General features: G+C 60.7%; 13 protein-coding genes. 2 read left to right on the forward strand and 11 right to left on the reverse strand.

The annotated features are described in order from the left end of the window. Positions 1-136: 136 nt before the first annotated feature. From fdhD to K6117_RS03335, 5 genes are read right to left on the reverse strand one after another with little or no spacing between them, the layout of a single operon-like run. Complete coding sequence (gene fdhD / locus K6117_RS03315; RefSeq protein ID WP_221792297.1) at positions 137-922, reverse strand: formate dehydrogenase accessory sulfurtransferase FdhD; 786 nt, start codon at positions 920-922, stop codon at positions 137-139. After that, positions 919-1,122, reverse strand: a complete 204-nt coding sequence (locus K6117_RS03320) for a formate dehydrogenase subunit delta (protein WP_221792298.1) — start codon at positions 1,120-1,122, stop codon at positions 919-921. Before K6117_RS03320 ends, fdhD begins: the two co-directional genes overlap by 4 nt. After that, on the reverse strand, positions 1,119-3,977 hold the full coding sequence (gene fdhF / locus K6117_RS03325; protein WP_221792299.1) for a formate dehydrogenase subunit alpha: 2,859 nt from the start codon (positions 3,975-3,977) through the stop codon (positions 1,119-1,121). The genes K6117_RS03320 and fdhF overlap by 4 nt, the downstream gene beginning before the upstream one ends. Continuing rightward, positions 3,974-5,431, reverse strand: coding sequence for an NADH-ubiquinone oxidoreductase-F iron-sulfur binding region domain-containing protein (locus K6117_RS03330; protein WP_221792300.1), 1,458 nt, complete (start codon positions 5,429-5,431; stop codon positions 3,974-3,976). The genes fdhF and K6117_RS03330 overlap by 4 nt, the downstream gene beginning before the upstream one ends. After that, positions 5,428-5,850: an NAD(P)H-dependent oxidoreductase subunit E gene (locus K6117_RS03335; protein WP_221792301.1), complete on the reverse strand. Its 423-nt coding sequence runs from the start codon at positions 5,848-5,850 to the stop codon at positions 5,428-5,430. Before K6117_RS03335 ends, K6117_RS03330 begins: the two co-directional genes overlap by 4 nt. Positions 5,851-5,967: 117 nt before the next feature. On the opposite strand from K6117_RS03335, the gene K6117_RS03340 reads away from it, so the two are divergent. Beyond that, the gene (locus tag K6117_RS03340; RefSeq protein WP_221792302.1) at positions 5,968-6,918 is read left to right on the forward strand and encodes a bifunctional enoyl-CoA hydratase/phosphate acetyltransferase; all 951 of its coding nucleotides are present in this window, start codon (positions 5,968-5,970) and stop codon (positions 6,916-6,918) included. Next, complete coding sequence (locus K6117_RS03345; RefSeq protein WP_221792303.1) at positions 6,915-8,081, forward strand: acetate/propionate family kinase; 1,167 nt, start codon at positions 6,915-6,917, stop codon at positions 8,079-8,081. Before K6117_RS03340 ends, K6117_RS03345 begins: the two co-directional genes overlap by 4 nt. 201 nt (positions 8,082-8,282) lie before the next feature. Here K6117_RS03345 and K6117_RS03350 read toward each other — a convergent pair whose 3' ends face one another. The 6 genes from K6117_RS03350 to K6117_RS03375 form a co-directional block, all read right to left on the reverse strand. After that, positions 8,283-8,477: a DUF1289 domain-containing protein gene (locus tag K6117_RS03350; protein ID WP_221792304.1), complete on the reverse strand. Its 195-nt coding sequence runs from the start codon at positions 8,475-8,477 to the stop codon at positions 8,283-8,285. A 4-nt stretch (positions 8,478-8,481) separates the two neighbouring features. Then, entirely contained in the window at positions 8,482-8,658 is a 177-nt protein-coding gene (locus K6117_RS03355) for a DUF4169 family protein (RefSeq protein WP_221792305.1), read from the reverse strand. A gap of 9 nt (positions 8,659-8,667) precedes the next feature. Then, on the reverse strand, positions 8,668-9,579 hold the full coding sequence (locus tag K6117_RS03360) for a lysozyme inhibitor LprI family protein (protein ID WP_221792306.1): 912 nt from the start codon (positions 9,577-9,579) through the stop codon (positions 8,668-8,670). Between the two features lie 100 nt (positions 9,580-9,679). Further along, complete coding sequence (locus K6117_RS03365) at positions 9,680-10,450, reverse strand: response regulator (protein WP_221792307.1); 771 nt, start codon at positions 10,448-10,450, stop codon at positions 9,680-9,682. After that, on the reverse strand, positions 10,447-12,762 hold the full coding sequence (locus K6117_RS03370; RefSeq protein ID WP_221792308.1) for a response regulator: 2,316 nt from the start codon (positions 12,760-12,762) through the stop codon (positions 10,447-10,449). The genes K6117_RS03365 and K6117_RS03370 overlap by 4 nt, the downstream gene beginning before the upstream one ends. Beyond that, the gene (locus K6117_RS03375) at positions 12,759-13,313 is read right to left on the reverse strand and encodes a YfiR family protein (RefSeq protein WP_221792309.1); all 555 of its coding nucleotides are present in this window, start codon (positions 13,311-13,313) and stop codon (positions 12,759-12,761) included. The genes K6117_RS03370 and K6117_RS03375 overlap by 4 nt, the downstream gene beginning before the upstream one ends. Between the last annotated feature and the right edge of the window lie 6 nt (positions 13,314-13,319).

A 13,319-nucleotide genomic window follows, 5' to 3' on the forward strand; every position in this document is an offset into this window, starting at 1 on the left:
TTCCTTCACTCTGCAAATATACAGAGCATCAAAATACCCGTTAATAAGTTAATTATTTATTCAATTTCAGGCGAATTCATCCATAATCGATGAAAATCCCCAATATTCAGCACGAGCAGCGAATAAAGTCGCCCGCTCAATCCACCTCCCCGTTGAACAGCAACACCGTATCCGGACGCGCGAGTGACAATAAGGTCATCCCCGCCGCTATCGCGCGATCGACCGCAAGGCTGGTGGCAGTAGAGATGGTGACAAGATGCGCCCCGCCCGCCAGCGCCGCCTTTTCCACCAGTTCATAGCTGCACCGCGACGACAGCAGGAAAAACCCGCTGGCGGCGGACAAGCCCTGCCCCGCCATCGCGCCAATCAGCTTATCGAACGCATTGTGGCGGCCCACATCCTCCCGCGCCAACAGGATTTCCCCATCCGGCGCGCAAAAGGCCGCGGCATGCACCCCACCCGTTGCCTGATTGAGCGGTTGATGCGTCCCAAGATCGCCCAAGGCGCGAAACACCGCCGCGCGTTCCAGCCGAAATCGAGGCGCAAGGCGCGGCACATCGCGCACCGCCTGTTCAAGATTTTCCAGCCCGCACAGGCCGCAGCCGCTGTCCGACACCCGCACCCGGATGCGTTCGCGCACCGGGGCAAAGCAATGTTCCGCAATCTGAATCCGCAGCAACCAGCCCTGCGCCAGTTCCACCGCCTCGACCTCGGTCACATCTTCCGCCGTCGTCACGACCCGTTCGGACAATGAAAAACCGAGCGCGAAATCATGCAAATCGACCGGCGTCGCCATCATCACCGCATAGCCAAGACCATTATATTCAATCGCCACCGGCACCTCGACCGGGATAGCGCGGCTGGCCGCCTCCACTCCCGCCAACGTCACGCGCCGAACGGGCGCAATCCGGCTCGCCGTCATGCCGCTGGCCTAATCAACGCCACCGCCGCCTTGGCCGTCGGGATGAGGCCCCCAACCTCCTCCGCGCAGATCATCGCTCGCATCCGCGGGTCCCAAAACAGGCGAATATGTGCCGCCACCGCCGCCGCCGGGTCCGGTTCATGTGTGAGATTTTGGGCGATCTGGTTCGCCATCATCACCAATTTTTCCAAATGGGTCATCCGGGCAATTCCCCATGGCTGATCCGCCGCGATTGCGTGGCCCGCGCGTCATGCGCCCTTTGCCAGTCGCTTGGGCCGTTGGAGGGCGAGACCTGCACCGCCGTCACCTTATATTCCGGGCAATTGGTCGCCCAATCCGAAAATTCGGTGGTGACGACATTGGCCTGTGTCTCCGGGTGATGGAAGGTCGTATACACCACCCCCGGCGCGACACGGGGCGTGACATAGGCCCGCAGGGTCGTCTCCCCGACGCGGCTCGCGAGTTTCACCCAATCCCCCATTTTCAACCCGCGATCTTCGGCATCGACCGGATGGATTTCGAGCACATCCTCATCATGCCAGACCTCGTTCAATGTCCGGCGCGTTTGCGAACCAACATTATACTGGCTCAAGATCCGGCCCGTGGTCAGCAATAACGGAAAGCGCGGCCCAGTCTTTTCATCGGTCGGGACATAATCGGTCACGACAAACTTGCCCTTGCCGCGCACAAAGCCTTGCTCATGCATGATCGGCGTGCCTTCGGGCGCCGCCGCATTGACCGGCCATTGCAGCGATCCCGCCGTATCCAGATGGGCATGGCTCACCCCTGCGAATGTCGGGGTCAGGCGCGCGATCTCATCCATGATTTCAGACGGATGGGCATAATCCCAATCCAGCCCCATCGCCTGCGCCAACCGTTGCGTCACTTGCCAATCCGCCAGCCCCGCCAATGGCGACATCACCTTGCGGACCAGCTGAATGCGCCGTTCGGCATTGGTGAACGTCCCGTCTTTTTCCAAAAAGGTCGAACCGGGCAAGAAGACGTGCGCGTAATTCGCTGTTTCATTCAGGAAAAGATCATGGACGATCACGCATTCCATCGCCGCCAATCCGGCCGCGACATGGCTGCTATTGGGGTCGGATTGCAGCAAATCCTCGCCCTGAATATAGATCGCCTTGAAGCTACCATCGGTCGCGGCATCGAGCATATTGGGGATACGCAAGCCCGGTTCGGGATCGAGCGCCACCCCCCAATCGCGTTCAAAATCCGCACGCACCTGATCATCCGAAATATGGCGATAGCCGGATAATTCATGCGGGAAGCTGCCCATATCGCATGCGCCCTGCACATTATTCTGGCCGCGCAACGGGTTCACCCCCACCCCGCGCCGCCCGATATTGCCGGTCGCCATCGCAAGGTTCGCAATCGCCATCACGGTGGAGGAACCTTGCGAATGTTCGGTCACGCCCAGACCATAATAAATCGCGCCATTGCCGCTGGTCGCGAACAGTCGCGCCGCCCCGCGCAGATCGGCGGCAGACACGCTCATAACCGGCTCCAGCGCCTCCGGGCTATTGCGCGGCAGGCTGACGAAATCCGCCCAGTCGCGATATTCTTCCGCATCGCAGCGTTCGGCAATAAAGGCGTGATCCACCAGCCCTTCGGTCACGATGACATGGGCCATCGCCGTCAGCACCGCGACATTGGTGCCGGGACGCAGCGGCAGATGATAATCCGCCGCAATATGGGGAGAGCGCACCAGATCGATCCGGCGCGGGTCGATCACGATCAGCCTTGCCCCCGGCCTGCCATTCTGAGCCCGCAACCGCCGCTTCATCCGGCTGGCGAAGACCGGATGGGCATCGGTCGGGTTCGCGCCGATCACAAGGATGACATCGCTCTCATCGACGCTGTCGAAATCCTGCGTCCCCGCCGAGGTGCCAAAGGTCGTTTTCAAACCATAGCCGGTCGGCGAATGGCACACCCGCGCACAGGTATCGACATTGTTATTGCCAAAGCCCGCCCGCACCAATTTCTGCACGAGAAACGTCTCTTCATTGGTGCAGCGACTGGACGTAATCCCGCCCAAGGCATGGCGGCCATATTGGGCGCTGATCCGCTGTAATTCACTGGCGGCATATTGGATTGCCTCATCCCATTCGACCTCGCGCCACGGCTGGTCGATGGACGCGCGGATCATCGGTTTCAGCACCCGGTCGCGATGCTGGGCATAGCCCCAGGCAAAGCGCCCCTTGACGCAGCTATGGCCGTGATTGGCCTTGCCCTCTTTCCACGGCACCATCCGCACGAGTTGTTCACCGCGCATTTCAGCCCGGAATGTGCAGCCCACCCCGCAATAGGCGCAGGTGGTGACAACCGACCGATCCGGCGTGCCAATCTCCACCACCGATTTCTCGATCAATGTCGCGGTCGGACAGGCCTGCACACAGGCACCGCAGGACACACATTCGCTCCCCAGAAAATCATCGCTGGCCAGCCCCGCCGAAATTTTCGATGCAAAGCCGCGATGCTCCATCGTCAGCGCGAGCGTACCTTGCACCTCATCGCATGCCCTGACACAGCGCGAACAGGCGATGCACTTGGCCGGATCGAAATCGAAATAGGGGTTGGACAGATCCTTCGCCTGTCCCAAATGGGTCGCATCCGCCGCATAGCGCACATCGCGCAGGCCGACCGCGCCCGCCTGATCCTGCAATTCGCAATCCCCATTGGCCGCACAGGTCAGGCAATCGAGCGGGTGATCGGAGATGTAGAGTTCCATCACCCCTTTCCGCAATTTTTGCAGCCGAGGTGTCTGGGTATGCACGACCATGCCGGGGGCAACCGGGGTGGTGCAACTGGCGGGCGTGCCGTTCACCCCGTCAATTTCCACCAGACACAATCGGCAGGAACCGAAGCTTTCCAACATATCGGTCGCGCATAATTTGGGGATCGCCGTTCCCTGCTCTGCCGCCGCCCGCATGATGGAGCTTCCCGCCGCCACCGTCACTTCGCGCCCGTCGATGATCAGCGTGACCATTTCATGCGCGCCCGATGCAGGCGTGCCGTAATCGGCTTGCGGCTGATAGGTCATGCCTGTTCACCTCCCGCGAAATCTTCCGGAAATTGCGTGATCGCCGACATCACCGGATAGGGCGCAAATCCGCCCAATGCACATAAAGACGCGGATTTCATGGTGTCGCAAAGGTCCGTGACAAGCGCGAGATTGGCCGCGACCTCCTCGCCGTTGATAATCCGGTCGATCGTTTCCACCCCACGGGTCGATCCAATCCGGCAGGGCGTGCATTTGCCGCAGCTTTCCGCTGCGCAAAATTCCATGGCGAACCGGGCTTGGCGCGCCATATCGACAGTGTCGTCAAACACCACGATCCCGCCATGACCGATCAAGCCATTGGCGGCGGCAAAGGCCTCATAATCAAATGGCAGATCGAACTGGCTGACCGGGTGATAAGCCCCCAATGGCCCGCCGACCTGCACCGCGCGGACCGGACGACCCGAAAAACTCCCTCCGCCAATGTCATTGACCAATTGGCCCAAAGTCATGCCGAAACCGGTTTCAAACAGCCCGCCATGCAGGATATTGCCCGCAAGCTGGATCGGCATCGTCCCGCGCGAACGGCCCATGCCCAAGGCGGCGTATTTTTCCGCCCCTTGCGCGATGATCCACGGCACCGTGGCAAAGGTCAGGACATTATTGACGACGGTTGGACAGCCGAACAGCCCCTTTAATGCAGGCAATGGCGGCTTGGCCCGAACCTCGCCGCGCCTGCCCTCGATGGAATTGAGCAGGCTCGTTTCCTCGCCACAGACATAGGCCCCCGCGCCCACCCGCACCTCCAAAGCAAATGGCGCGACCAAATGCGCCGATGCCGTGATCGCGGCCCGCATCTTGGCAATCGCATCTGGATATTCCGACCGGATATAGACAAAGCCCGCATCCGCGCCGACCGCAAGGCCCGCAATCGCCATGCCTTCGATCAATTGAAACGGATCGCCCTCCATCAACATCCGGTCGGCGAAGGTGCCGCTATCGCCCTCATCCGCATTGGCGACGATATATTTGCGCGGACCTTGCGCCCCGGCGACCGTCCGCCATTTGATTCCGGTCGGAAAGCCCGCCCCGCCCCGGCCCCGCAGGCCAGATGCGATGATCGCGTCCACCACCGCCGCCGCGCCCATATCTCGCGCCTTGGCCAGCCCCTGCCACCCGCCGGTCGCGGCATAATCGTCAAGGCTCAAGGGGCGCGTCCTGCCCGCCCGCTTGAAGGTGATCCGGGTCTGGGCCGCTATAAAGGGATGATCCTCGATCCGACCGATGCCGCTTGCCTTCCCCTCAATGATCGCTGGCACATCCGCCACCGTCACCGGGCCATAGCCAAGCCCGTCCAGCTCGACCAATGGCTCCAGCCAGTGCATCCCCCAGCTCGATACGCGCTCAACCTCCACCCCGGCAGCGATAAACGCCGCCGCCACCGCATCCGCGCCAGTGGCCCGCGCCACCGCATCATCGGACAAACGCACCTTCATCGCGCGACCTCCGATTGCAGCAACGCCGCAAAACTCTCTAGCGTCAGCCGCGCATGCACCTCGCCCCCCGCCAGCATTGCCGCAGGCCCCACCGCACACAGGCCAAGGCAATAGACCGTTTCAATCGCGACCCCGGTGGCATCTGCCACCACCTGATCCAGCGCCGCCACGCCCCGCGCCTGACACGCCTCTGCCCGGCATAATTTCACCACCGGATAGGGTTCGGGTGCGGCCTTGAAGTCATGATAAAAGCTCACCACCCCATGCACCTCGGCACGGCTGAGGTTCAACCCGGCCGCAATCGCCCGGATCGCCTCTTCGCTGATATAGCCATAGGCAACCTGCACCTCATGCAGGATCGGCAAAAGCGGACCTTGCTGATGTTGATGGCTGGCGATGATGTCATCAAGCTGTTGCATGTCGCCATCATATATAAATCTCTGGGAATGCCCAGATGTTGAACCGATAATAGGTCGACAATCGAGTATCGCGCCTTGTACCAAGATACCATGCCATCCGGCGACGGAGATTAAGTAATGCACACATCCAACAATGCCCCTTGCGATCCGCATGACAGCCCCTTTGCGCGGATGCTGGCACAGGCATTGCACCTCCCCCCCATGCGGACGGCGGTCGTTCATCCGGTGGATGAGGCCTCATTGCTCGGCGCGGTGCAGGGCCGCGATGCAGGCTTGATCGATCCGATCCTGATCGGGCCAAGGGCCAAGATCGATGCCGCCGCCACTGCCGCGCATATCGACATTACCGGCATTGATCGGGTCGATACCGAACATAGCCATGCAGCGGCAGAAGAAGGCGTGCGCCTTGCCCGTGCGGGCGAGGTTGAGGCGATCATGAAAGGGTCGCTCCACACCGATGAATTGATGAGCGCGGTCATGGCCCCGAACGGCTTGAAAACCGACCGGCGGATCAGCCATGTGTTCATGCTCGGCGTCCCCAATTATCACAAGCCCTTGTTCATCACCGATGCCGCGATCAACATCGTGCCGGAATTGGAGGACAAGGCCGACATCATCCGCAATGCGATTGACCTGTGCCATGCGCTCGGCATCGCGTTGCCCAAGGTCGCGATTTTGGCGGCGATTGAAACCGTCCACCCCCGGATGCGTTCGACTATCGAAGCCGCAGCCCTGTGCAAAATGGCGGATCGCGGCCAGATCACCGGCGGCTTATTGGATGGCCCGCTCGCGTTCGATAATGCGATCTCGCATGAGGCCGCGATGATCAAGCATATCGTGTCCCCGGTCGCGGGCGATGCGGATGTGCTGATCGCCCCGGATCTGGAGGCGGGCAATATGATCGCCAAGCAATTGATCTACCTCGCCAGTGCACAAGTCGCGGGCATTGTATTGGGCGCGCGCGTGCCGATCATGCTGACCAGCCGTTCGGACGATGCCGACGCCCGCACGGCCTCGGCGGCGCTCGCCCTGTTGTTCGCCCGCCACCGCGTGAAAGCCAAATCATGAGCGCGTTCATCCTCGTCCTCAACACCGGATCATCCAGCGTCAAATTCGCTTTGTATGATGAGGTAAAGCTCGACCTCCATCTGCGCGGCGTGATTGATGAGGCGGGTGACACGCCGACCATCCAGGCGACCGGCACCTTTGCGGCGCAGATATTGGACGGGGCGGTCTTGCAACCGGGTGGCCATAAGGTGCAGGTCAAATGGCTGCTGGATCGCCTGACCCAACAGATCGCCGGGCTGGAACTGGTGGCGGCGGGCCATCGCGTCGTCCATGGCGGGCGCGATTTCGCGGCCCCCATGCGGGTCGATGCGGAGATGCTCGCGCAGTTGGAAACCCTCGTCCCGCTCGCGCCCGCGCATCAGCCGCATAATCTTGCTGGTATCGCCGCCGTGGCCGCCGCATGGCCCGATCTGCCGCAGATCGCCTGTTTCGATACCGCGTTCCACCGCACCCAGCCCCGCTTGGCCAAGCTCTTCCCCTTGCCCCGGCATCTGGCGGATGAAGGGGTGGAACGTTACGGATTTCACGGCCTGTCCTATCAGCATATCGCGGAAATATTGCCCAGCCTTGCCGGTCCCCGCGCCGATGGCCGGGTCATCGTCGCCCATCTCGGCAATGGCGCGAGCCTGTGCGCGATGCGGGAGCGACGCAGCATCGCCACCACCATGGGCATGACCGCGCTCGATGGCCTGATGATGGGGACCCGCAGCGGTGCGATCGATCCCGGCCTCGTCCTCCATCTGATCGAACAGCGCGGCATGACGCCCAAGGCCGTGTCCGATATGCTGGGCAAGCAATCTGGCCTGTTGGGCGTATCGGGGATCAGCGGCGATGTCCGCATCTTGGAGGCAAGCAGCGACCCGTGCGCCATTGAGGCGCTGGACCTGTTCGCCTATCGCGCGACGCGTGAAATAGGGTCGCTCATGGCGGCGCTGGGCGGGTTGGATATATTGGTGTTTACCGGCGGCATCGGCGAACATGGCGCCGCGATGCGCGCGCGCATTTGCGATGGGCTTGGCTGGGCGGGCATCATGCTGGATACCTCGGCCAATGCCCGCAATGCCGCGACCATCAGCCACGTGGAATCCGCGGTGCGGGTGCAGGTGATCGAGGCGAATGAGGAACTCCCCATCGCGCGCGCGACCCGCGCATTGATCGCTTAGGTCACCCCCCACTCTTCCCTCGTCATTCCCGCACCACCCCTCGTCATTCCCGCGAAGGCGGGAATCCAGACAGCGCGGACCAATGAGATGTACACGCCCTTCAATCCGGTGGTGCTTTATGGATTCCCGCCTTCGCGGGAATGACGAGGGACTAGGGACGAGGCGCAAGAGGCACCAAACCCCATCACGGGCCTTAGAAAATCAGCCCCCAAGCACGGCCATGCGTGCGGGCAGGCGCGCGACAATATCCCGACGCTTGGCCTCATCGGCAGTCGGCCATTGGCTGATCTCATCCAAGTTCCGCCCGCAACCCACGCACCAGTTGCTGGCCCGATCTATCGTGCAGACACCGTTGCAAGGCGATGGCGTCACCGGTTCATTTTGCGGCAGGTCCATCCGATCAATCGTCGATCTTCGCGCCGTCGAGCAGATGGGCCAGCCGAGCAGCCTCCATCTCTTCAGCCTGCCGCTGCGCCTTGTTGCGGCCATGCAAGGCGCGATTGGCCGCCGCCTGCACCTGTTTGGCGCTGCGGTCGCGGGCCTTGCGGGCCTGACGAAGATTGATCACCTCACCCATGATCCCAGCTTACTGATTATACCCCTCGCTGCCATCGCTTTCAGGGTTCTGATATTGCCGCAGCCAATTGGTGCGCGACTGGTTTTCCCGCGTCTCGCAACCCAGACGCGCGGTTTCCAATTCGCTCGGATCGGTGGAGGTGCCTGCGGCCTCGACCCGGCAATCCGCATTTTTCTTGCGAATCCATGCCCGTTGCAGCGGCAATAATTGCTCGCGCGTATCGGCGGGCAGCGATTGCCACAATGCGCCGATCACCTGCACCGCCAGCTTGTTTTCGGTCTGAGCAAGCGCGAGATTGGCCTTGCGCTGTTCATCTAAGGCCGCCTGCGATTCCGCTTCTTGCTGCTGCGCGACGATCTGTTGCTGACGCTGCGCGCCTTCAATCGCCGGGTTGAGCAGATCGGACACCAGAATTTCGGCGGAAAATGGCAGGATGGCGTTTTCGCTATCGGTTTCCGCGAAAATCTTCTTGCCGTCATCGGTCGGCTGGATGCTGAAATTCAGCTCGGTCGTGAAATTATCCGCCGCGCGTTCAACCCCGCTCGCATCGGCGAAATCGGACACGCTGGTCATCGCCAATGCGCTGCGCGACTTATTGGCATTGTTGAGCATTTCCACCGGGAAACGGATTTTCAACGTGCCGGTGCAATGACGCTTGGTGCTGTTGGGGTCTTCCTTGGAGGTGCGAATATCGTCCACCATGAAGTTGAGCTTGGCAATCGCGGCCTTGATTTTCGACGGGCCAATCGCGCCTGCGGCATTGGGATCGTTGGAAAGATTGTCCGACACCCGCTGCTTGAGCTGGTCCCGCATCAAATCGGTCACGACCTCGCGGGCGGCCTCGTCCGAACACTGCACCTCGGCCTTGCCGCACCCCGCCAAGGCCAGCGACAGACATAGCGGCAACAACAGTTTCAACATCAATGGTTCCCCCGGCTCTTCAGCCTGAAATATGCATCCAAAGGGGATTAGCGCCCCCAATACGCATATTTCAAATCAAAAAGCCGCCATGTAGCGATATTCAGGCCATATTACGCATGGGAACCGCTTCTCCGGCTTCACCGCCCCCCCCTACCAACGCCACCGCCGCGCCCACCAGTTTGCGCATTTCCGCCAGCAAGGCGAGATTGGGCGCACGTCCACCGGTGGCGGCGTTGAAAATGCTCAACGTAATCCGGTCGATCTCGATAATCAGTTCGGCCACCTGCACGCTATCGAATTGCACGGGCAAGGCGCGTTTGCGCGCGGCCTCGACTTCCGCCTCCAGCGCCTGCCGCCGCCGGATTTCGTCGCGCAGTTCATCCTGCAAATCGGCCAAAGCCATCGCCCGCAGCGTCACCCGTTCATCCAGCACCGCATTCACCCGGCGCAATTGCTTCGCGCTGCTGCGCTTTTCAAGCTGGGTTTCCATGCGCGCCCGCAACACTTCGAAATCAATGGGCTTGGTCACATAATCATCAGCCCCGGCTTCCAGCGCCTCGATCACGGCATCGCCCTCGGTCCGCGCCGTTACCATGATGACCGGCACCTCCTGCGTCTGCGGATCGCGGCGCAATTGGCGCAGCACCTCCACCCCGTTCATCTGCGGCATCATATAATCGAGCAGGATAATATCAGGCATGTCCTGCTGCAATATCGCCAAGGCGGCAGCGCCGCTGTCTGCCGATTGATAGCTATAGCCGAATTTTTCCAACCGGCGACACAAGACGGCGCGATTGGCCTCGACATCATCCACCACCAGCACATGGACAGGCTGATCCATCTGGGCATTGATCGAAAAGGGCATGTTCATGCGGTTTCTCCGCTTAAAGTCACAGGCGCTGCCGATACACGCCCAAAAATACCGGCAATATTAGACACGAGCGTCCGGGGGGACAGCCCCCTTTTCGGCAGCAACTGGACGATTTTGCCTGCCAGTAATTCGGCCTCGTCTTCGCGCAACACTTTGCCCGTGACGACGATCACCGGCGGGCGGCGGTCTGGCGGCATTTGCGACACAGCATCCACCAGTTCAAAGCCATCGACATGAGGCATCTTCAAATCGGTCACGATCAGGCTGACATGGCGCTGCGCAAGCACCTCCAGCGCGTCCCGCCCATTGGTCACCGTCTTGGTCGCGAAACCCATCTGGCCGATACCGCGTTCATATAGCCGCGAGGTGGCGGCATCATCCTCAACGATCAGGATCAACCCATCATTGCGGCCTGCATATAGGGTCAGAATATCCGAAAGCTCGTGGCGGTTCACCGGCTTGACAAGATGCTCGCACGCGCCGGAATCAAGCGCCCGGCGGCGATTGTCATCCACGCTCACCACCACCGTCGGGATGGATTGCAGCCTATTTTCCCCTTCCATCGCATCCAGCACCTGCCAGCCATCCATTTTGGGCAGGCCGATATCGAGCAGGATCAAGTCCGGCTGATGGGTACGCGCGCTCATCAGCCCGCTTTCGCCATCGCCCGCGACCATCGCATCATAACCCGCCTGCTTTACCAGCCGCATCAACAATTGCACCGCGCTTGGCTCGTCATCGACGATCAACGCCAGCGGACGATCGCTGTTGCGCGCCGTCACCATGTCTTCGGGATGCGGCAACACCGCCGCCGGGATCGGTGCATCATCATCGATCCGCATATCGGCCTTGACCCGCAAGGTGAAATTCGTCCCCTCGCCCGGCGCGCTCGCGACCGTCACATCGCCCCCCAATAATTCGGCAAAACGCCAAGTGATGGCAAGGCCCAGGCCCGTCCCCCCATAACGGCGGGTGGTCGAGGCATCGGCCTGCACAAAGGGTTTGAACAAGCGATTCAATTCTTTTTCCGTCATGCCGATGCCCGTATCGGCCACATCGAAATACAACATGTCCTCGCTGGCGCGGGCGAGGATGAACACCTGCCCATGTTCGGTGAATTTACAGGCGTTGCTGCCGAGATTGAGCAGGCACTGACGCAATTTGGTCGCATCGGTCCGCGCCATCCCCATTGAGGGATGAATCTGAATTTGCAGGCGATTGTCCTTTTGCACCGCCAGCGGTTCCAGCATCGCGCCGACTTCCTGCAACAGCCTTGCCGCATCGAATTCATGCACATCCAGATCGACATGGCCCGCCTCGATCTTGGACAGATCGAGTATCTCGTTGATCAGCACGAGCAATTGATGCGCCGAGCTATAAATCCATTGCACATCCTCGACCGACCGGCCCATGTTGGCGGCGATCAATTCTTCTTGCAGCACTTCGGTATAGCCGATGATCGCATTCAATGGCGTGCGCAATTCATGGCTCATATTCGCGAGGAATTGCGATTTGGCGAGGTTCGCCTTTTCCGCCTCGTCGCGGGCAAGGCTCAGCTTGCTGGCCGCATCCGACAATTCGGTGTTGCGCGCCTCAATCTCCAGTACCATCGCGTTGAAGCTATCGACGATGACGTTGAAATCCCGGTCCTGATCGCGCGACAGATGCAGGCTAAAATCCCCGGACTGGCCGATCCGGCCCATGGCCCGCGACAAACGTTCAATCGGATCGAACGCCATGCGCCCCAGCCATTTGGCCGCGAAATAGGCGAAACCCATACATAATGAAAAGATCGCGAACGCGCTTGGCGCGGCATCCCACAGGATCGCCCCGATGGTGCGATAATGAAAGCCGACCCGCAATTCGCCAACCCGTTCGCCATCGACCAATATCGGTCGGCGAATTTCGCCGTCCAATAATTTAAACGCTTCATGCGGGGTGCTCAGCGTGATCAAATGGCGCGGGTCGGCGGTGCCGATAAGCTCGGCCCCACGATAGCCTGCCACCAACGCGCCCTTGCCATTATAGGCCCCGGCCCAATCAATATCGGTGATGCCGCGCACCGATCCCAGACTTTCCCGCGCCGCCGCGCGGTCGCCGAACACAATCGCGGCGCTGAGATTGACCGCGATCACTTCCGAAATCTGCAACTGGCGGCCAAGCGATGCCGCCCGGTCATTGCGATATTGCACCGCGATTAGCCCGATACAGGATAATAACAATGCAAAGGCGACAGACAGCAACGTCAATAATTTCAGCTTGGCGCGAAACCCAAGGGCGGAAAACAGATGTGTTGTTCGAAACAGGATCATGATTGCACCCGTGCAGCAAGACGCATCAGCTTGGAACTGATCGACACCCCCGATTGACGCGCAGCCCGCGCGTTGATTTCAAACCGGATCTGATTGCCAAATCGGACAAGACCGATGGTCCCGCCACCATTGATAAATCCCGGACCATCGCCCACCAGCAAGCGGCCCCGTTGGCTCAATCGCGCGATGCTGGCGGCGGAGCCATTGCCCAGATAGGCAATGTCGCAACCAGCCCCGCCGACTGCCGCAAAATCCATCAGCCGGACTTCGACATCCCTGTCGCCGACATGGCGACCATGCAGCAGGGCCAATTCGCGCGCAGCGTCTTCATCCCGATCCACGCACAGGCGCAATGCCCGCCCCGCATCTTCCAACGGGAAATTCACGAACCGCAAGATGTTGAACATGATCGCGGCCTTCAGCCGGTTCGGGCTATTTTCATCCGCCCGCACCGGCTGTACGCCCGTCACGGCGACACAGATCATCAGCGCCCATAACGTCACCGCACGGGTCAATCTGGTGTTGATGATCTTGCCCGTGGAGACGCGCATGGCCCT

It is taken from the genome of Alteraquisediminimonas sediminicola, assembly GCF_019740335.1.
In the GTDB taxonomy this organism is placed as follows: Bacteria; Pseudomonadota; Alphaproteobacteria; order Sphingomonadales; family Sphingomonadaceae; genus Alteraquisediminimonas; species Alteraquisediminimonas sediminicola.